The organism is Peribacillus sp. NPDC096540 (assembly GCF_050278525.1).
Taxonomy (GTDB): domain Bacteria; phylum Bacillota; class Bacilli; order Bacillales; family DSM-1321; genus Peribacillus.
Window position 1 is genome coordinate 163,325 of sequence record NZ_JBNNTG010000002.1, and the last position, 21,614, is coordinate 184,938.

The following is a 21,614-nucleotide window of genomic DNA, read 5'->3' on the forward strand; positions in this document are numbered from 1 at the left end:
AATATATATAATACCTTAAAACCCGTCCTCTCTTTATTGAGGACGGGTTTTTGTATGGGCAACTTATGCTTAAATGGTCTCAATGGATTGGAAGTTCAGGTTCCTTTTCCTAGGAAAAATCATTCTGATAAAATATATGATGAGGAAGGGAATAAAATAATCTGTCTGTCATTCGTATATCGGCTATATTTGAAACTGCTGAACCAAATGAAACGGGCATCAGTAGCTCATTTTGTGAAGTAGCCCAACACGTTAACAGTAGATTTTAAAAGAAGGTGACTATCTGGGTGAATATATCGGGTTGGCCAGCTTGCTGAACTTGCGAATGTTTCGAAGAGAACGATCGACTATTACACACAATTAGGAATGCTGAACTATGAAAAAAATGGTCAAGATATCGATATTATACTGAAGATGCTCTTAATCGTCTTCAAATGATTAATCGGTACAAAGAACAAAATATGCCCTTGACTGAAATTAAGGAACGGTTACATGTCTGGTCAGAAATCACTGTGGATTCTGGGCAGGTGCTCGTGAAAGAGGACAAGATATCATCAGACCTCAAAGAACTGGAAAAAGAACTGCTTGAATTAAAACCGTAATTGGATCAGCTCGATGATCAGCAATTAAAATTTGCAGCAAAACAGCTTTCCGTTCGAGGAAGGTCTTTATTAAGCATCATTGCCATCCTCACCTAAATATTTTGCCTTGTTCAACAAAAAGGACCTGAATTGGTCTTTTTTTGTTTTGATTTAATACATTTCTCATCAGGGGAATTACCATTTTGAAGAGATTTGTCCATTTTCATCTGTCGTAATGTGGAACTTGGGAATATGAAGTTGCAACAAGTAGAACATTTATTTGAATTATTTTTGGTTGAAATAACCTAATAAATCTTTTTTGATAAAGATGAAGGATATAAGGGAATGGAAAAAGAAGAACTTAAGTAACTATAAGAAGAGGTGAGAGCAAATGATTGGATCAATCGTAACGACGACAAAAGGACATCTTCAAGGTACTATGGAAAACGATGTATGCGTTTGGCGTGGAGTCAGGTATGCAAAAGCGCCAATTGATGCTTTGCGTTTTAGCTCGCCGGAGCCAGTTGAAAAATGGAGCGGTGTCTTGGATGCAGTGGATTTTGGTGCCGTTCCGCCACAGCCGATGGATCGGGCTGTAAGAACAGGAATGACGGGCAATGAAAAAATGGATGAGGATTGCTTGTTCCTGAATATTTGGTCACCGAGAGCTGATGATAAGAAGCGCCCGGTCATGGTATGGATTCCTGGTGGAGCATATGTAACGGGAGCTGGATCTATTGATATGTACAATGGACATTTGTTGGCTAAGAATGGAGACGTAGTCGTGGTAAGCATCAACTATAGGTTAGGTGCATTGGGATATTTGGATTTTACTGAGTTGACAGATGATGAAGAAACATTTGAAACCAACTTAGGTTTACGTGACCAAGTGGCATCTTTGAAATGGGTAAAAGAGAATATTGAAGCCTTTGGCGGCGATCCTGAGAATGTTACGATATTTGGCGAATCAGCTGGAGGAAATGCAGTAACGACCTTACTTACTGTACCTTCAGCGAGCGGTCTTTTTAAACAGGCTATTGCAGAAAGTTCTGCTCCGACATCTGTATACGGAAAAGCATTTGCACGACAATTCAGTGAAAAATTCCTTGATATCTTAGGAATTGGCAAGAATGAAATCCATCGATTAAAAACACTTCCAGTTCAAGAAATTGTCGCGGCCTCTTACCAACTCTTACAGGAAAACTCACAAGCTAAGCCTGGTTCCCTATCTTTTGGACCTGTCGTCGATGGTGAATTCCTGCCTGATTATCCTCTTGATTCGATTCGGTCCGGAAAAGCCAAGGGGATACCCTTGCTTATAGGAACAAATAGGGACGAAGCGACATTATTTGACCAAATGGATCCACCTTTAATCCCAACTAATGAAGAGATGATTCATAAAATGTTCGAAAATACTGATCCAGAGGCGAAAGAGCGAATCACGAATGCTTATATGAACTTTCCTAAAAAGCAAGCGGCGCTTGGAATTGGTCGTGATGCGACTTTCCATATTCCTTCCGTTTGGTATGCGGAGGCGTACAGTCGTTTTGAAAAAACGTGGATGTATCGTTTCGATTATAAAACACCGGCACTGCGTCTAAGCAAATTAGGGGCGATGCATGGAATGGAAATTCTATTTGCCTTCCAGACATTCGACTCGGCATTGGGCAAACGGATTACTTCTTATGGATCCAGGCCAGCAGCGCTTAAGGTTTCCCAAAGGATTCAAGGTTATTGGGTTAACTTTGCGAAATATGGAAACCCCAATCCCTCAGAAGGGGAAATCTGGCCGAAATATGATGAAAACAACCACTACACAATGATTTTTGATAAAAAGGATTATATTGAAAAAGATCCTAACAGAATGATACGGTTGGCATGGGAGGGAGTAGGGATTTACAAGTGAAATATAGGGGATGGGAAGAAAGGGAGGACAATATGGATATAAAAAATTTTATGTCTACGAAAGAGTATGCGAGAACTTTGGATCAGCAAGATGCCTTAGTTTCTTACAGAGAGGAGTTCTATTTGAATCCTGGAATGATTTATTTGGATGGGAACTCATTAGGACTTTTATCGAAGCGGGCGGAAAAAAGCTTAATGGGGTCATTGGAAGACTGGAAAAGTTTTGGGATAAATGGGTGGACGGAGGGCGCTGAGCCTTGGTTTTACTTTTCTGAGAGATTAGGAGAATTGAGTGCCCAATTGGTAGGGGCTGCAAGGGATGAAGTAATAATGAGCGGGTCAACGACAGCTAATTTGCATCAGCTTGCGGCAACTTTTTTTGAACCTAAAGCAGGTCGTAACAAAATCATGGCGGATGAGCTAACGTTTCCCAGTGATATTTATGCGCTCCAAAGCCAGCTCCTATTACATGGCCTTGATCCTGCGACACATTTAGTTCAGGTGAAAAGCCGTGATGGGAAATTCCTTGAGGAAGATGACATCATTGCGGCGATGAACGAGGAAATAGCCTTGATTGTACTGCCGACGGTCTTGTATCGGAGCGGTCAGATCCTTGATATTGAAAGGTTAACCAAGGAAGCCCATGCGCGTGGGATCATAATTGGGTTCGATGGCTGTCATTCTATTGGTGCTGTTCCTCATTGGTTTGATAAGTGGGAAGTGGATTTTGCGTTTTGGTGTAATTATAAGCATTTGAATGGTGGGCCAGGTTGTGTAGCTGGGTTGTATGTGAACCGTAAGCATTTTGACAGGAAGCCGGGATTGGCAGGTTGGTTTGGATCGAGGAAGGATAAGCAATTCGATATGGAGCATTCCTTTACCCAGGCAAATTCTGCCGGTGCTTTTCAGATTGGAACTCCCCATATATTAAGCATGGCCCCCCTTTTAGGCTCACTTGAAATGTTTGCAGAAGTGGGAATAGAACAGGTTCGGTCAAAATCTTTGAGGCTGACGAAATATCTTATGGATTTAATTGAATCGGACCTTACTGATTACGGATTTAAAATTGGTAGTCCAAGGGATGAATCAAAAAGGGGCGGTCATATCATCCTTGAACATCAAGAAGCTGCAAGAATATGTAAAGCATTGAAGCAAGAGGCTATCATACCTGATTACCGTGAACCTAATATGATCCGACTAGCACCTGTTGCTCTTTATACCTCTTTTCTGGAAGTCTTTGAAACGGTACAGGTCCTTAAAAAAATCATGGACGGAAGGTTATATGAAAACTATGAAAATAAACGGGGAATCATTGCCTAGGATGGGAGCACCGTATGGAGAAAAATAAGTTGCATCGTAAGTTATCATCAAATCAAATCACAATGATTGCCATGGGTTGTGCAATTGGTACCGGTTTATTTTTGGGAAGCGGCCTTGCGATTTCGACCGCAGGCCCAAGTGTATTAATCAGCTATGCAGCAGGTGCATTCATTGTCCTCCTGTTGATGGGCTGTTTGGCAGAAATGACTGTAGCCTATCCAACATCAGGATCCTTTGGAACGATTGCTGAAAAATATATCAGTCCATTTGCAGGTTTTGTTGTGCGATATTCTTATTGGATAGCGAATGTCCTTGCTATTGGAGTCGAAGTGAGTGCAATCGCAGTGTACATGAAATATTGGTTCCCTGATGTTGCTGGAAGTGTGTGGATTTTTCTTTTTGCTGCACTGCTTATCTATGTAAATGCAACGAGTGTCAATACATTCGGAAATTTTGAATATGCATTTTCAATGATTAAAATTAGCGCCATTGTTATTTTTATTTTACTTGGAGCATACGTGGTGATTGGCGCCGAACCCTCAAGCGGTATTGGGGTAGAGAATTATGTCAATGACGGAGGGTTTATGCCATTCGGATTTTGGGGGCTTTGGGTCGCAATATTTATTTCTCTCTTTAGCTTTTTAGGGACGGAATTAATTGCGGTGACAGCAGGAGAAGCAAAAGACCCCGATATTGCCGTGCCCAAAGCATTAAAAGCAACTGTTTTCAGACTTGCTACTTTTTATGTACTGACAATCGGGCTTATGTTGATGATTGTACCATGGCAGTCCGCTGGAATCGACAAAAGCCCATTTGTAAAGGTAATGGAAATTTTGAATATTCCAGGGGCATCAGGAATAATGAATTTTATTATTCTAACAGCAGCTCTATCTGCGATGAATAGCCAGTTATATGCTTCCACAAGAATGATATTTTCATTATCCGAGCAAAAGCAGGCTCCTGCATTATTTCAAAAGTTGAGCCGAAAAGGAGTTCCATTACGTGCCCTACTCATCTCTACACTGGGCATTTTTCTGGCTGCTGGTGTGAAAGTTCTGCTTCCGGATACTTCCTATGCGTTCATGATGGGGATTTCTATGTTCGGAGCTATTTTTACCTGGTTTATGGTGTTTATCTCACATTTGTATTTCAGAATAAATTGGGAAAAATCTGGAGGGCGGAAGTTGCCGGTGAAAATGTATGGCTTTCCCTATTTAACGATACTAGGTGCATTTCTGCTGTTTGCTTTGACGGTATCGACTTGGTTCACTGGTCCTTTTAAAATCGTTCTCCAGTTCGGTGTTCCTTGGCTGATCTTTCTTTGCATCGCTTATTTGTTAATGATGAAAATAAAAAGAACGTAAAGGGAGAGAGAGTATGGATAAGGGACCGATTGATAAAAATCGCTTAGAAGAAGGAATGGTTACTGATTTTGAAAAGGATATGTCCTATGGGGACTATCTGCATTTAAATCAAATACTATCGAGTCAGCATCTGCTTTCCGGTCATCATGATGAGATGTTGTTTATAGTCATTCATCAAACCAGTGAATTATGGATGAAACTGATTCTTCATGAATTAACAGCAGCAACAGACAATATCGTGGCAGGACGTTTGGAGCCTTCCTTTAAGATGCTATCCAGAGTAGCAAGGATTCAACAACAACTTGTTCAATCGTGGAATGTTCTCTCGACCTTGACGCCATCGGATTATATGGAATTCCGTGAGAAACTCGGAAACTCTTCTGGCTTTCAATCATTTCAAAACAGGTTGATTGAATTTGCAATGGGCCAAAAGAATTCGCAAATATTGACCGTTTTTCGACATCAGCCTGAACTTTATGAAACGATGATGGCTAATTTGAATAAACCTAGTATTTATGATGCGGCGATTGGGGCCTTGGCTGCGAGAGGTCTTCCCGTTGATGAATCCGTTTTGAAAAGGGATTGGTCTGAAACATATCGAATAAATGCCAGTGTGGAGCGTGCCTGGCTGACAGTATACCGTGATGTTCATAAATATTGGGACTTATATGAGTTGGCCGAAAAGCTTGTTGATATTGGTAGTCAGCAACAATTTTGGAGATTCAATCATATGAGTACGGTAGAACGAATCATCGGACAAAGAATGGGAACGGGTGGTTCGTCGGGAGTGAGCTACCTAAAGAAAGTGGTCGACCAGCCATTTTTCCCTGAACTTTGGACACTCCGAACAAAGCTGTAAGCTATACTTGAGGGGAAAATAGATGAATCAATGGAGAGATATTTCTCAGCGAATGAATGAAAATGCACATATATTGGCCAGGAGATACACCGTATTCATATCGCCTGAATTCTTCAATAGCGAAAGGATCATCAGTAAATGTTTGGGAAATTCGGATGAGTACACATTTAGGAACACATATAGATGCTCCTTTTCATTTTGATGAAAACGGAAAAAAATCATTGAGCTCGATTTGGATTTATATATTGGCCCAGCACTTTTAGTAAAGATAGGTGCAGCTAAAAGTATTGGAGTTAAGGCTTTAAAAACAGGTATCGACTTTACAGGCATCGAACGGTTATTGCTGGCAACAGGGAAGTGGAAGGACCTCGGCCATTTTCCTGAATGGATTCCTACAATTGATCCTGAATTAGCACCTTATCTTGCAGATAAAGGAGTGAGGTTGCTTGGAATTGATTTGCCTTCCGTTGACTATCTATAGAGCAAAGAATGGCCTGCCCACCATGCTCTGTCAGGTTGTGGTATTCATATCTTGGAAGTCCTAGAATACGTGAAGCCGGGACTGTATGATTTGGCAGCACTGCCGCTTGCGTTAGAAGAGGGAGACGGCAGTCCGGTCAGGGCTGTGCTGAAAAGGAAGCGCTAAACGAGGGGGAATAAGTGATGGGGAAAATTGGGGTTTATGGATCTTCCTTCGATCCAGTCACGAATGTCCATTTATGGACAGCGTCTACCATTGCACATCGGGCTAAATTGGATAAAGTTATTTTTTTACCTTGCGCTGATAATCGGATTGATAAACAGATGAAAACGAGTAATGAACATCGCTGGGATATGCTTGGGCTAGCTATAGAGGACAATCCGCTGTTCGAAGTTAGTGATTATGAAATTAATGAACGGGCTGGGACGAGTAAACAGTATACTTGGTATACGATGGAATACTTTAAACAACAGTACCCGAAGGATGATATTTATTTCATTATGGGTGCCGATCTTCTTGAAGATATTGATAATCAGGAGTTACCGGTACACTTACGCTGGAAATTCAGGGAAAAGTTGATTGCCAATCATAAATTTATCGTCATGGCCCGGGATGGAATAGATATGCTGAAAATTATTTCCAAAAGTCCGTTGCTGAGAAATTATGATGATGGAAATACTTTTCACCTTATCGATAAAGGTCTCTCCATGGAGATTAGTTCGACATATATAAGAGATGAGTTCGCGATGGGTGGAGAACCGAGATATTTACTGCCTGGTCAATGTTATCAGTATATTGTGGACAATAAGTTATATCAGAAAGAATCAAAATCTTGAGTTTTTAAGTAAATAAAGCGAGAATAAAGAATGCAAAAGAGCTCAATCTCATGTGATTGAGCTCTTTTGCATTGGTTATATAAGTCCACTATTCTAGATTGTTTATGACAATAATAGTGCCCAGAGAAAGATAAAGAGACATGTTAAGCATTAATTAAAAAACATAGTTGACAACTTGGTATACTTTGCTTTATGGTAGTGATACATAAAAAACAGAATATTTGCTGATCAGAAAACTGAAGGCATACTATCTCCTTATATATTAATGAAGGAAATAGTATGTCTTTTTTGTTGGAAAAAGTGAAAAGCGGGGGAAGTTTATGAAAAAGTTGATGGTATTTTCAAGTTTGATTTTAGCCTTTGGAGTACTAGCAGGATGTAATTCAGAAAAAACAGAAGGAGAAGGGAATTCTAAGTCTTTGGAGCTATTGAATGTGTCATATGATCCGACGCGTGAACTGTACCAAGAATTTAATGATGCGTTTGTGAAACATTGGAAAGAAGAGTCAGGTCAGGATGTAACGATTCAGCAATCTCATGGCGGTTCTGGTAAACAAGGAAGAGCGGTTATTGACGGGTTGGAAGCGGATGTCGTGACACTGGCATTGGCTTATGATATTGATGCCATATATGAAGCTAGTAACCTATTAGCGGAAGATTGGCAAAAACGTTTACCTGAAAACTCGACACCGTACACATCAACCATCGTGTTTTTAGTAAAAAAGGATAACCCAAAAGGTATTAAAGATTGGAATGATTTAATCAAAAAGGATGTTTCCGTAATCACACCAAATCCAAAGACAAGTGGTGGAGCAAGGTGGAATTACCTGGCTGCATGGGCTTATGCAGAAAAGAGTTTTAATAATGATGAAACCAAAGTGAAGGATTTTATGAAAAAGCTTTATCAAAATGTTGAAGTTTTGGATTCAGGAGCACGAGGTGCAACGACCACATTTGTGGAGAGGGAAATTGGTGATGTTCTAATTGCATGGGAGAATGAAGCTTATTTAACACTAGAAGAATTCGGTGATGATAAATATGAAATAGTCAATCCTTCACTCAGTATCTTAGCTGAACCTCCAGTAGCTGTTGTTGATAAAGTGGTTGAGAAAAAAGGAACGAAGGAAGTAGCTGAAGCATATCTGGAATATCTTTACACAGACACCGGTCAAGAAATTGCAGCAAAGAACTTCTATCGTCCGAGGGATGAAAAGATTCTTGCTAAATACGAGGACCAGTTTGCAAATATTGATATGGTGACTGTTGATGAAAAGTTCGGCGGCTGGAAAAAAGCCCAGGAAACTCATTTCAATGACGGTGGTACATTTGACGAAATTTATCAACCACAATAAGCGTTGGAGGAGAAGATGTAAAGTCACATTTTCTCCTTCGCTAATCAATAAGAAAGAGTTGGGGCGAATCGATGAATATAGTGACAGAAGTTAAGCAAAAGAAAAAAAGAACGATACCTGGTTTTGGACTAACGATGGGGTTTACATTGCTGTATTTATCCATCATCGTGTTGATTCCATTATCCATGGTTTTTTTAAACACGTTTACTATGGGGTTTCAGGATTTTTGGGCGACTATTACCGAACCAAGGGTTGTTGCTTCCTATAAACTAAGCTTTCTGACAGCTTTAACTGCGGCCTTTGTGAACGCAGTTTTTGGCGTTTTGATTGCCTGGGTACTGACTCGTTATGAATTTCCTGGAAAACGAATCATCGATGGTCTGGTCGATTTGCCTTTTGCCCTTCCGACTGCTGTGGCAGGGATTACGTTGACCACTTTGTACTCACCGAATGGGTGGATTGGACAATTTTTCAGCTTTAAAATTGCCTTCACTCCCATCGGGATTATCATTGCCCTGATATTTATCGGTCTGCCATTCGTTGTACGCATGGTCCAGCCGGTGCTTGAAAATATAGAAAAAGGAATGGAAGAGGCCTCTGCTTCGCTAGGGGCGAACCGAATGCAGACGTTTATTAAAATTATCTTTCCAGAATTGATACCAGCGATATTGACGGGTTTTGCACTTTCTTTTGCGAGGGCGCTTGGAGAGTATGGATCCGTTGTGTTCATTGCAGGAAATATGCCCTTTAAAACAGAGATTTCACCGCTCATCATCATGACAAAACTCGAACAGTATGATTATCAAGGTGCAACCGCTGTAGCAGCTGTCATGCTTATTATTACATTTCTAATTTTGTTCACCATCAATATCTTACAATGGTGGACTAGTAAAAGATATACCGGGAAATAGGAGGGGACATGTTGGTAAATCACAATTCAGTGGCTGCAGAGACGAATAAACCAGTCATTTTAACGAGAAACGCAACAAAAGAGCCTAAATCTATACAGTGGATTCTTATTTCCATTGTGTTGCTATTTCTTACTTTATTTTTAGTTGTTCCATTAATCGCAATCTTTGTAAAAGCCTTTGAAAAGGGGGCTGATGCTTATTTTGCGGCCATAGCCCATCCTGATTCTATGTCTGCCATTAAATTAACATTAATCGTTGTCCTAATCACGTTACCCCTTAATGCTATATTTGGGGTAGTGGCGGCATGGACGATTACAAAATATGAATTTAAGGGAAAAAACTTTTTAATAACTTTGATTGATCTACCCTTTTCGGTTTCACCAGTCATTGCTGGATTGATTTTCGTACTTTTATTTGGCTTACATGGGGCCCTTGGTCCATTGTTGCAAAACTATGATATTAAAGTGATCTTTTCGATACCAGGGATTGTCATCGCCTCTATTTTCATTACCTTTCCATTCATTGCACGTGAATTAATTCCCCTCATGCAAAGCCAGGGAACGTCTGAAGAAGAGGCATCGCTCACACTAGGAGCAGGGGGATTCAAGACGTTTTGGTATGTAACGCTTCCTAATATTAAATGGGGACTTTTATATGGAGTCATTTTATGTAATGCGAGGACAATCGGAGAATTTGGGGCCGTATCGGTCGTATCAGGCCATATACGCGGGATGACGAACACGATGCCGCTTCATATTGAAATCTTATACAATGAATATCAATTTTCAGCGGCCTTTGCCGTGGCATCACTGATGTCCATTTTTGCAATCATAACGTTGGTTATTAAAAGTTTCATAGAATGGAAAACAGACTTTAAATCAACAAAAGGAAGTTAGGAGGGAAAGAAATGAGTATCGTCATCGAAAATGTAACAAAATATTATGGGTCTTATCAAGCCCTCCAAAATATCAATCTGGAAATAAAAAGCGGAGAGCTTGTAGCGCTACTTGGCCCCTCCGGTTCGGGAAAAACATCATTGCTACGAATCATTGCAGGACTCGAACAGGCGGAAAATGGAAATATCTTATTTAATGAAGAAAATTACACCAATAAGCATGTGAAAGATCGGAATGTGGGTTTTGTCTTTCAGCATTATGCTCTTTTTCGCAACATGACCATTTTTGATAATGTTGCCTACGGTTTAAAGGTTCGTCCAAGAAAAATAAGACCTAGTAAAACAGCGATTGAACAAAAAGTTACAGAATTGCTTCAGCTAGTTAAATTGGAAGGATATAAGGACCGTTATCCTTCCCAATTATCAGGTGGCCAGCGTCAGCGTGTGGCATTGGCAAGGGCTCTTGCTGTAGAGCCGAATATTCTTTTGCTTGATGAACCATTCGGGGCACTGGATGCTAAAGTGCGTAAGGAACTAAGGCGTTGGCTAAGGAGGCTTCATGATGAATTCAATGTTACGAGTGTCTTTGTGACACATGATCAGGAAGAAGCGATGGATGTTGCTGATCGGGTTGTAATCATGAATGAAGGGAAAATTGAACAGATTGGAACTCCGGAAGAAGTGTATGATCAACCCAAAAATCCGTTTGTTTACGATTTTCTCGGAAGTGTCAATCTTTTCAAGGGCAAGGTTCATCAAGGGAAGTTGACAACAGGAAATGTGGAAATAAATGTTCCAGACAGTGAAGATGGAGAGAGTACTGGTTATGTAAGAGCCCATAACTTTATCATAGAAAGAGAGTCATTAGAAACGGATTCGATTGCATCTGTAATTGATCATATTCATACAATTGGACCTATTGTCCGTATTGAAGTGATTCGTCAGGATATAAATGAACCGCTTGAAATCGAACTTACAAAAGAACAATATAATAATCTTGATTTAAAAAAAGGAGAAATAGTGTTTGTCCGTCCTAAAGAATTGAAGGTCTTTGTTGACTATATGGCTGGCATCTAACAGAACGTCGATAAGTTAACCAAAAAACCGCTCATTAGCGGTTTTTTGGTATTTTCATTAACTAGATATCTAATATTATCTATAAAATAAACATTGACTTCTCAAAGAAACTCTTTTAAAGTGGATTTGTAAACTAAATATCCTCGTTAGGTGAGGCTCCTGTGTAGGAGATATGCTACTGCCCAAAAATGTCGAAAGACGCCAATGGGTCAACAGAAACCATCGACATAAGGTGGTTTTTAATGTAGCTGGCGTTGTCCTATGCCACACAGTGCTAAAGCTCTACGAATGGAGGAACAGGATTTCTGCTATGTATTTTTGTCATTCAGACAGTGTACGTATGTGTATTTGTCATTCAGAAATGTATGTAAATGAACCGTGTGAACACCTCCATTTGTAATGGAGGTGTTTTTAATTTTTCTGGGAGGTTAGGAAAGTGGATAACTATTCACGATCATACTCGAACGAAGCATAATAATAATCAAATAAATACAAAGATTAAGGAAGGGGAATTATTAAATATTTTTCTTACTTTTGTTATATCGTTAAGGGGAAATATTTTTTGCTCCTCAAAAAAGGAGTTGCGAAGATGATAAAAGACATGACTGAAGACCAAATAACTCTTCAAATTATAAAAGCATTAAAAGAAGGAAAAAAGAAGGAATTTCAAGCAATATTAGAAGAACTCCAACCCTATGATATTGCTCGAATTTTTGAGGGGCTTCCAGAAAAACATCATACACGTTTCTTATTGTTTCTTACTCCAGAACAAATCGCTGAATTAATACAGGAACTTGAAAAAGTACATCAATTAAAAATTCTTACTAAATTAGGAATTGAAAAATCAGGTCAAGTAATGGATCTAATGGATAATGATGATTTAGCTTCATTGTTAGAGAATCTATCTCCTGATAAAATTGAAGAACTTCTTTCAGGTATGAAACAAGAAGAATCTAAAATCGTTCAAAATATCATGAATTATCCACCTGAAACGGCAGGACGAATAATGACAAACCGTTTTGTGTGGATACCTCAACACTATACGGTTCGTGAATCAGTTGAAAAACTTAAAATATTTGCGGAGTTCTCGGAAACGATTAACTATCTGTATGTTATTGATAATAATAAAAAATTAGTAGGTGTAGTCTCATATCGAGATTTGATAATTCATGATGAATATGAAAAAATTCAAGATATTATGTACAGCCGAGTTATCTCCGTATTTGCTTATGAAGACCAAGAAGAGGTAGCACATGTTATTGAGCGTTATGATTTTTTATCAATTCCTGTTGTAGATAATAATAATGAATTATTAGGAATTGTAACCGTTGATGATATTATTGACGTTGTCATTAAGGAAGCAAACGAAGATATTGAAAAACTTTCGGCATCTGGTAAAGCTATTGATTTTGACACGAAGGCACACGTGGCTGCGTATCGCAGACTTCCCTGGCTTATTTTACTTTTATTTATCGGATTAGTGTCTGGAACTATTATTAGTGGTTTTGAAGAAACATTGTCTAAAGTTGTTGCACTTGCCTTCTTTATGCCGATGATTGCAGGGATGACTGGAAATACAGGTACTCAATCTTTAGCTGTTGTTGTAAGGGGTCTAATTACTAGTGATACGGATAAAGGAGTTGTTATCAGACTCATTATTCGAGAACTTAAAGTTGGATTGATAATAGGAATTACCTGTGGAATATTAATTTCCATTATAGCTTTTGTTTGGCAAGGAAATCCTGTTCTAGGATTAGTGGTTGGAAGTTCATTAGTTATGACCCTAATTATTGGGACTTTAGCAGGGACCATTATTCCTCTAATTTTATATAAATTCAACATCGACCCAGCAGTAGCCTCTGGTCCATTAATTACAACACTAAATGATATACTATCGTTACTTATATACTTTGGCATAGCAACAATGTTTATATCAAAATTGATGTAGTAAAACCACTTTTTCAAAATAAATCTTAACTAAACTCATTTACCAAGACTTGTTAAGCTAACGGTTGTTTTACTTCAATTAGGGAGGTTGCTGAGGCAACCTTTTTTTATGCAACAAATGGGGTATAAAATCTTAAGAGGAAAATTGGATTATTGTGGTAAAATAACAATAGATGGAGGGGAGTAGAATGACCTATATCGCAAGAACTCAAAGAGTGCTTTTGGGATTGTTACTGGCAACAATAGTTCTGCCGCCAATTATTACGCATAATTTCTCTATAGGTTTAATACCTTACTTTCAATTTCTATTAATTATTTTTATTTTTGTAGCAATCTTTATTCAATTTAAATTTAGAATAGATAAAGAGCGTTTATCGTATCAAATATTATTTTTGACAATGCCTATTTATAAAAAAGTAGTTTATCCTAAACAAATTGTCCAGATGAAATTTAAACGTGTCGGTTGGGCAACCAAAGGTGTTATTATCCAAGTAAACAAGGGGCTAAACATTCGGATTTTTGGTTTTGCCCCAGATAAAGTCTTAATAGATTTAATTATGTTCGCTAATGAAAACGATATATCAATATTTAAAACTAAAGATTATCTGGTTTTGGAAAAAACAGAATTAAGGCAGCATTCCTAACTAATAAAGATGAATATACAACCTTATTAATGCAAGGTGTCTGATGTGAACGGGGTATCTTCCAAGACATCAAAGGTCATTATAGTCATTATAGTTATTAATGAAATACTAGATTTTAAAGTGATCAAAATAGTAGAACTCTTCAAAAAAATAAGCAATTGATCAAGGAAGCAAAGGCTATTCAATAGAGAGTTATAAAACGAGTTTAATAAATGAAAGTTATAGTGGATTGAGTATGTTTTGACCTTATACTTGAAGGGGTTATGACCTTCTTGTTAAAAAGACTTAATACATCGTTAGTAAGAATACTATTTTTTATAGATAAAATAAAAATTCACTGCAAAAAGAGAGAAGTAAAGGTGGACATGTTTAAAATATGAGAACTTCACCATTACTAGAAAAACTCCTTGTTCAAACGTTGGTTATGTCAATGCTATGAGTCATACGATTTATTGGAGATGACAAAAAGGCCATAAAACCAAAAAAACACATCCCATTAGAAAAAATAGGATGTGTCGATTATTTTATTCGTCTGCTTCTTCCCCGGAACGATTTGTTTGTGTTGGAAGAGTGTCCCAAAAACTATCTTCAACAGTTTCAATTGAATTATCAGCAAGAGCTCTAACAGCAGCATCCAAAGTGGTGACTGTTTGCTTTATTAGATACCCGTTGCTTTTTTGTCCAAGTGCAACTGACTCGTTATTATGGTCTGACATACCTCTCATTTCAAAGAGAAGCGTTGCAATATCATAACGAACAGCTGCCCCGTTTCGACCTATATTTTCTCCTGATCCTCCATCATATTTACCAATATGCCCCCAACCAGTAGGTTCTATTGCGTTATATACAACAGCACCTAGTTTTTTAGAAGCTTCTAACACTTCAGGTTTTACGTTAGCGTTTGTTGGATAAAGCATCGAACCTGAAACAAGTTCACCCTCTGTTTCGCTTAGCGTCCCTTGATGATGTAAATCAATCATATAATCAATATCGTATTTTGCAAAAACATTTTCATGTAATGCCTTTACTTCCACTTGCATTTCACTAGTTTTTTTATCATGCTCACGGTTTAAGTCGATACCGTTAGCGTTTGCACGAGTTAGATGTCGATCACCCTTTGCTAAATAGTCATCAAGAGAGAAATTAACATCACCCATAGCTCCATCTGCATTTAACATAGGAATGATTAGGATATTAACATTTTCTAGCAAACCTTTAGTCTTATTCGTGCCTAGATGTTTAATAAATTCGAGTGCACCTTCAGTAGTCAGTTGTTCATTTCCATGCTGTTGGGTTAAAAATAGTATAGTAGGGTTTTCAGGATTAGATATGTACTTTGCTAGGTAAATATCTCGCCCTTTTACCGTTTCCCCGATTACTTCAAGTTTCAATGCTTCTTGTTTAGCATCCTGGGTTTTAAGGTAACTTACCAAGCTGTCATAAGTATGTAGAATTGAAGTTGTTACTTGACCATTTCCTGCACTGGGACCATTTCCAACCGCATCGACTGGTATCGCAACAGCTGTTACAGCGCTTAAAGTTATTAAACTAGATAATGAAACTGATAGCACTTTCTTCTTAAAATTCATCAAATACCTCCTATTTTTGTTTTGTAATTACCAGAAATACTATATATTAACATTTTATTATTTATAACACTGGGTGTTAATGGTTAAAAATAACTAAATTTTTCATTAGTCGAATCGTTATTCTAGTGGACAACTTTAGATACTGGTCTATGTAAACTTTAGAGGTCTCATAGGTTTTCCCCGGTTTTAATCTAAGGCGATGTAATTCTCGTATCAATAGTGATAATAATTGCATTAATGAAGATACAAAAGAGTGTATTAACCGACTGCAAAGGTAATGCAGAACAAAATGAAGAAAAACGGTAAGCTGATAAGTTGGTAAGTCGCCTCAATAGAAGTATTGTTTTGGAGCTTAATAATAATATGTATCGATTACTCAACTAACGAGTGCTTTAGTTGAGATGTTTTTTTAAAACGTAGCAAGATTTGTATGAGAGTACTGTTTGATCTTTATTCAACATTTGGGCCCTATTCTTGAATAATTGGAGAAAATATTAAACATTGAATCGAAGCTCTAATTTATTCAATAATAGAACAATTAAGTTGAACAATGGTATTCATTAAGGTACGTTTATTTAAGGATAGAAATTACTTTGAAACTTTTGCTATTCAATCAATGTGTTTTTCAGGGGAAAATGTGACCTTCTAATAAGAAAAAAAGGGGGGAATTAATTTGATTAAAGCAGTTATTTTCGACTTTGATGGTTTAATTTTAGACACAGAGACGGCTTGGTATGAGGCTTATAAAGAAACTATGGGTTTTTATAAATCTGATTTGCCTCTCGAACATTTTGTTAAATGTATCGGAACAGATAATACTGAACTTTATGAGTTTTTCAAAGAACAACTGGGGGAAAGTTGCAATATTGAAGAAATTGAAGCCAAAGCAAAAAGCTTATATAAAGTAAAGATGAAAACATCGCAGGCACGTGAAGGTGTAAAGGATTATTTAGAAGAAGCAAAAAAAATTGGATATAAAATTGCCCTTGCTTCAAGTTCCACAAAAGAGTGGGTCACTCATTATTTGGGTAAACTCGGACTGTTAAACTATTTTGAAGTTATTATCACAGGGGATGATGTTGATAAAGTAAAGCCAGCGCCTGATTTGTATTTAAAGGCAATTGAAGCCTTAAACATTCATTCCACAGAAGCCGTAGCATTTGAAGATTCGTTAAATGGGCTTCAATCGGCTCTACATGCTGGATTAAAGTGTGTAATTGTACCAAATCCCGTGACTGAAGCCTTGGCTTTTGAAAATCATCATTTACGACTTCAATCTATGATGGAAAAGAAATTGACTGATGTGATAAAGCTTATTGAGCAATAAGGCGTTCGAGAATAACTCTGCCCTATTGCTTATATGATTATGGTGAGGTGTTCATAAAAATTGAGTACAATTCAATGGAACACTATTCAACAAGTGTCTTTAGTAAATTAACTGAGGAGCCATCTTTGCAGATCTATCGTATTTTCAATATTCGCAATCAGTCGATATTACAGTGCTCTCTTTTCCATGTCCAACATATTGAAAAACTAATTGAAAATACAATAAGCTATCTTAAACCTCAAAAAATTCTATCTTTAACGAGATTATCTATTTAACTCCTTTTCTCAAATGAGGGCTACTCAGCCTTTTATCCCAACTCCGTTAACAAAACCTTCGCAAATTATAGGTCCAATGCGTGATTGAGATGGAATATTATGGGGTGTATAATCAAAAGGAATGAACATTCATTCTGTATTTAATAATGAAAGGCTGAATCATTATGCAAACTGCAGTTAATAAACGAGATAGTATAGTATCTAGCGCTTTAGTACTATTTGCAGAGCGGGGATATGATGCGACGACGATTCCAATGATAGCTACATCAGCAGGAGTTGGAGCTGGTACCATCTATCGTTACTTTGAAAATAAGGAAGTGCTTGGGAATAAGATTTTTCAAGAGTACTTGAATATTTTTACTGAAACACTTAAGACTGGGTTTCCTTATGATGAATCGATTCGTAATCAGTTCCACCATATTTTTAAATCAATGATCCACTTTACAACAGAGCACAGTCAAGCCCTTTATTTTATAAAAACACATAGCAGTGCCCATTTTTTAAATGAAGAAAGTCATTCTAGCTTTCAAGGGCTACTGAATATATTAAAATGTTTTTTTGATTCAGGAAAAGGGAAAAAAGAGATTAAGGAGCTTCCTTCTTCAGCTTTGATTGCCATTATTTATGGAGCGTTTCTTGAGCTTCAACGACTTGTCCGTATTGGGGAGTTAGAACCTGAAGCAATACTTTTAGCAGATGTAGAAGAAAGCTTTTGGGATGCTGTACGATTACACGTTTGAGAAAAATTTGATATCTCATTCAATAAACGGAATGAACGTTCATTCCGTAATCAAATCTATTTAAAGAGGTGCTAAAAAATGACAAACACAAATCAATTTCCACAGCCAAAGACTTATGGACCCCTGGGCAGCCTGCCTGTTATTGATAAGGATAAGCCACTTCAGTCATACATGAAGCTGGCAAGGGAACTTGGGCCCGTTTTTCAGTTTCAATTTCCGGGTCGCATTAGTACCTTTGTATCCAGTGCTGCTCTCGCTAAAGAAATTTGTGATGAAACAAGATTTGATAAGAAAGTCGGTCCTGCCCTGCAAAAAGTGAGAGCATTTGGCGGCGATGGCCTTTTCACAAGTGAAACGTCTGAGATAAATTGGAAAAAGGCTCATAACATTCTGCTGCCTAGCTTTAGCCAGCAGGCAATGAAGGGCTATCATGCAAAAATGGTTGATCTTGCTACCCAACTCATTCAAAAATGGGCTCGCTTAAATCCAGCTGATGAGATTGATGTTCCTGAAGATATGACACGCTTGACCTTAGATACGATTGGACTCTGCGGATTTAATTACCGCTTTAACAGCTTTTATCGGGAAACTTCCCATCCCTTTATCGACAGTATGGTGCGTGCATTAGATGAAGCGATGAGTCAAACGCAGCGACTCGGTGTTCAAGATAAACTGATGATTAAGTCTAAAAAACAATTCAGAGAAGACATTCAATACATGTTCTCTCTTGTAGATGAATTGATTGCAGAACGAAAACTAACTGGTGATAATGGAGAAGATGACCTTCTTTCTCATATGTTAAAAGGTGTTGATCCTGAAACCGGTGCGGCGCTGGATGATGAAAATATTCGTTATCAAATCATTACCTTTTTAATAGCTGGGCATGAAACAACTAGCGGTCTCCTTTCCTTCGCCATCTATTTTCTTATGAATAACCCAGAAAAGTTAAAAAAAGCACAGCAGGAAGTCGATGAAGTGCTGGGTGACGATGTTCCGGATTACAAACAAGTGAAAAAGCTGAAATATGTTCGTATGGTGCTGAATGAAGTGCTTCGTCTGTGGCCAACTGCTCCGGCGTTTTCCGTTTATGCGAAAGAAGACACCCTGTTAAACGAAAAATACAATGTGAAGAAAGGTGATGTGTTCACGCTGCTTATTCCTGAGCTTCACCGTGATCCATCCGTTTGGGGTGATGACGTTGAATCGTTCATTCCTGAGCGGTTCGAGAATTTGGATTCCATCCCTTATCATGCTTATAAACCGTTTGGAAACGGGCAGCGAGCCTGTATCGGACAGCAGTTTGCACTTCATGAAGCGACATTGGTGCTCGGAATGGTTTTACAGCACTTTGACTTGATTGATCATGAAGATTATCAATTGGATGTTAAAGAAACCTTGACTCTTAAACCAGACGGATTAACGATGCGCGTTTCACCTAGAAAACCTGTGATGTCATTTACCGTTGCTTCTTCAGAACCAGCGTATGCGGATATAGAAGCAACGGCGGCTTCTATCGGATCTGCACATGGCACGCCATTACTTGTTCTGTTTGGGTCAAACATGGGAACCGCAGAAGGAATTGCTCGTGACCTCGCTGAAATAGGGAGTCAACAAGGCTTCCATACAGAGGTTGCTCCTTTAAATGATTACACCAACCAGCTTCCTCAAGAAGGAGCTGTTCTCATTGTCTCAGCATCTTATAATGGAAATCCTCCTGATAATGCAGGTGACTTTGTTTCATGGCTGAAGGAATGTCAGGATGGAACATTGGACGGTGTTCACTATGCTATCTTTGGATGCGGAGACCGCAATTGGGCCAATACGTACCAACGCATTCCAACATTCATTGATGAGCAACTGGAACAAAAAGGAGCTAATCGTCTGTCAGAAACAGGTTATGGAGATGCAAGTGATGATTTTGAAGGGGATTACGAGAAATGGGCAGAAGCTCTTTGGCCGAATCTTGCCCAAACCTTGAACATTGAACTAAATACAAATGATCGAGAAAGTAGCTCGATTACGATGAATTTTGTAAGTGATGTTAGCGACACACCGCTCGCCCGAACTCACCATGCTTTTACAGCTGTTGTGAACAGGAGTGTAGAATTACAACATGAAGATAGCGGAAGAAGTACACGACATATAGAATTAACTCTTCCAGGGGGTATTCATTATCAAGAAGGCGACCATGTCGGGGTTCTTCCTCAAAATCCATCGGAGCTCGTTGAGCGAGTGCTCAGTCGATTCAATCTAAACGGCCAAGACAATGTCAAGCTGACTGGAGATTTAGGTAAAGCTGCCCATCTTCCTACAGAGAAACCTGTAAAACTTCAGGAGTTACTATCAAACTATGTGGAGTTTCAAGAACCTGCTACCCGTTCTCAAATTCGGGCGCTTGCTACTCACACAGTATGTCCTCCCCATGTAAAAGAGCTTGAAAAGCTTCTAGAGGACAGTACCTATAAACAGGAAGTCCTGAACAAACGTATTACCATGCTTGACCTGGCGGAAAAGTACCTTGCATGTGAAATTCCATTTGAAGGGTTTCTAGCTTTACTGCCTCCTTTAAAGGCAAGATACTACTCTATTTCTAGCTCTCCACTTCACAAGGAAGGAGAAGCAAGCATCACTGTCAGTGTCGTCCGTGGAGATGCCTGGAGTGGCAACGGAGAATACAAAGGAATCGCATCAAATTATTTAGCAGAACGTTCCGAAGGCGACAAGATAGCCTGCTTTATCAATACACCGCAATCCAACTTCCAGCTTCCGGAGCAAACCGGGAAACCTATCATTATGATTGGCCCTGGAACAGGAATTGCACCGTTTAGAGGATTTATTCAGGCTCGCCGCAGTCTAAAAGAAAAAGGTGAAACCCTAGGGGCGGCCCATCTTTACTTTGGATGCCGCAATCCGGAACACGATTTCCTATATCATGAAGAACTTGTGCAAGCTGAACATGATGGACTTGTAACCCTGCACACCGCTTTCTCAAGATGTCCTGGTCAAGAAAAAACATATGTCCAACATCGGTTAGCAGAAAACGCTCAAGTCATTCTTCCTTTATTAAAAGAGGGCGGACACCTATACATCTGCGGAGACGGAAGCAAAATGGCACCGGATGTTGAACAAACGTTAATCGAAAGCTATATGCATTTGTATCAAACATCTAAAGAAGAAGCCACAGGATGGCTGCGATCATTAGAGGAGAATGGTCGATATGCAAAGGATGTTTGGGCAGGAGCATAAATGGAGGAGAGCAGCGATCCCGGGGGATACGCTGCCTTTTTTAATATTCGTTAGCTACAGGGTTTCCAATAAGTTCACATTTTATTGAACAAATGTTGAAGGTTCCATGCTTTATTACATTCCTATTAAATTTAAGCGGACATAGTCCATTACAAGATTTTGGCGATAGCAGATTTTTATCTACTATCAGAATATAGTTCTTTGGTGCTAAACTCTTGATAGGAAATAATAGGAAGTAACTTGTAAATATATGGTAGGTTTATCT

General features: G+C 38.6%; 16 protein-coding genes, 2 pseudogenes and 1 riboswitch. Of the genes and pseudogenes, 17 read left to right on the forward strand and 1 reads right to left on the reverse strand.

The window, feature by feature from the left end; translation table 11 throughout:
- Positions 1–291: 291 nt before the first annotated feature.
- The 14 genes and pseudogenes from ACQKMR_RS02865 to ACQKMR_RS02930 all read left to right on the forward strand — a co-directional run bounded on the left by ACQKMR_RS02865 (position 292) and on the right by ACQKMR_RS02930 (position 14,172).
- On the forward strand, positions 292–438 hold the full coding sequence (locus ACQKMR_RS02865; RefSeq protein WP_427696085.1) for a MerR family transcriptional regulator: 147 nt from the start codon (positions 292–294) through the stop codon (positions 436–438).
- Positions 405–602, forward strand: a pseudogene (locus ACQKMR_RS02870) (MerR family transcriptional regulator); the annotation flags it as partial. The gene ACQKMR_RS02865 and the pseudogene ACQKMR_RS02870, both read left to right, overlap by 34 nt.
- Before the next feature lie 370 nt (positions 603–972).
- A complete protein-coding gene (locus ACQKMR_RS02875) occupies positions 973–2,487 on the forward strand; it encodes a carboxylesterase/lipase family protein (RefSeq protein ID WP_427695934.1) in 1,515 nt (504 codons plus the stop codon).
- Positions 2,488–2,519: 32 nt separating this feature from the next.
- The gene (gene kynU / locus ACQKMR_RS02880) at positions 2,520–3,806 is read left to right on the forward strand and encodes a kynureninase (RefSeq protein WP_427695935.1); all 1,287 of its coding nucleotides are present in this window, start codon (positions 2,520–2,522) and stop codon (positions 3,804–3,806) included.
- A 14-nt stretch (positions 3,807–3,820) separates the two neighbouring features.
- Entirely contained in the window at positions 3,821–5,170 is a 1,350-nt protein-coding gene (locus ACQKMR_RS02885; RefSeq protein WP_427695936.1) for an amino acid permease, read from the forward strand.
- Between the two features lie 13 nt (positions 5,171–5,183).
- Positions 5,184–6,029 (forward strand): tryptophan 2,3-dioxygenase, encoded by an 846-nt coding sequence (gene kynA, locus ACQKMR_RS02890; RefSeq protein WP_427695937.1) that lies wholly within the window; start codon positions 5,184–5,186, stop codon positions 6,027–6,029.
- 22 nt (positions 6,030–6,051) lie between these two features.
- Positions 6,052–6,675 (forward strand): annotated as a pseudogene (locus ACQKMR_RS02895) (cyclase family protein).
- Between the two features lie 17 nt (positions 6,676–6,692).
- The gene (gene nadD, locus ACQKMR_RS02900; RefSeq protein ID WP_427695938.1) at positions 6,693–7,346 is read left to right on the forward strand and encodes a nicotinate (nicotinamide) nucleotide adenylyltransferase; all 654 of its coding nucleotides are present in this window, start codon (positions 6,693–6,695) and stop codon (positions 7,344–7,346) included.
- 320 nt (positions 7,347–7,666) lie between these two features.
- Positions 7,667–8,698 carry a sulfate ABC transporter substrate-binding protein gene (locus ACQKMR_RS02905; RefSeq protein WP_427695939.1) on the forward strand — a complete coding sequence of 344 codons (1,032 nt, stop codon included), beginning with the start codon at positions 7,667–7,669 and terminating at the stop codon, positions 8,696–8,698.
- 71 nt (positions 8,699–8,769) lie between these two features.
- The gene (gene cysT, locus ACQKMR_RS02910) at positions 8,770–9,609 is read left to right on the forward strand and encodes a sulfate ABC transporter permease subunit CysT (protein ID WP_427695940.1); all 840 of its coding nucleotides are present in this window, start codon (positions 8,770–8,772) and stop codon (positions 9,607–9,609) included.
- 29 nt (positions 9,610–9,638) lie between these two features.
- Positions 9,639–10,505: a sulfate ABC transporter permease subunit CysW gene (gene cysW / locus ACQKMR_RS02915; RefSeq protein ID WP_427696086.1), complete on the forward strand. Its 867-nt coding sequence runs from the start codon at positions 9,639–9,641 to the stop codon at positions 10,503–10,505.
- An 11-nt stretch (positions 10,506–10,516) separates the two neighbouring features.
- Positions 10,517–11,581 (forward strand): sulfate/molybdate ABC transporter ATP-binding protein, encoded by a 1,065-nt coding sequence (locus ACQKMR_RS02920; RefSeq protein WP_427695941.1) that lies wholly within the window; start codon positions 10,517–10,519, stop codon positions 11,579–11,581.
- A gap of 135 nt (positions 11,582–11,716) precedes the next feature.
- Positions 11,717–11,882, forward strand: a riboswitch (M-box (ykoK) riboswitch).
- Between the two features lie 288 nt (positions 11,883–12,170).
- Entirely contained in the window at positions 12,171–13,529 is a 1,359-nt protein-coding gene (mgtE, locus tag ACQKMR_RS02925) for a magnesium transporter (protein ID WP_427695942.1), read from the forward strand.
- Between the two features lie 187 nt (positions 13,530–13,716).
- Positions 13,717–14,172: a hypothetical protein gene (locus ACQKMR_RS02930; protein WP_427695943.1), complete on the forward strand. Its 456-nt coding sequence runs from the start codon at positions 13,717–13,719 to the stop codon at positions 14,170–14,172.
- Between the two features lie 524 nt (positions 14,173–14,696).
- Here ACQKMR_RS02930 and ACQKMR_RS02935 read toward each other — a convergent pair.
- Entirely contained in the window at positions 14,697–15,761 is a 1,065-nt protein-coding gene (locus ACQKMR_RS02935) for a M14 family zinc carboxypeptidase (RefSeq protein ID WP_427695944.1), read from the reverse strand.
- 673 nt (positions 15,762–16,434) lie between these two features.
- Between ACQKMR_RS02935 and ACQKMR_RS02940 the strand changes: the two genes are divergently transcribed.
- From ACQKMR_RS02940 to ACQKMR_RS02950, 3 genes are all read left to right on the forward strand, one after another.
- Entirely contained in the window at positions 16,435–17,088 is a 654-nt protein-coding gene (locus tag ACQKMR_RS02940; RefSeq protein ID WP_427695945.1) for an HAD family hydrolase, read from the forward strand.
- Between the two features lie 439 nt (positions 17,089–17,527).
- Positions 17,528–18,103, forward strand: a complete 576-nt coding sequence (locus tag ACQKMR_RS02945; protein ID WP_427695946.1) for a TetR/AcrR family transcriptional regulator — start codon at positions 17,528–17,530, stop codon at positions 18,101–18,103.
- A 78-nt stretch (positions 18,104–18,181) separates the two neighbouring features.
- Positions 18,182–21,349 carry a bifunctional cytochrome P450/NADPH--P450 reductase gene (locus ACQKMR_RS02950; RefSeq protein WP_427695947.1) on the forward strand — a complete coding sequence of 1,056 codons (3,168 nt, stop codon included), beginning with the start codon at positions 18,182–18,184 and terminating at the stop codon, positions 21,347–21,349.
- Positions 21,350–21,614: the final 265 nt, after the last annotated feature.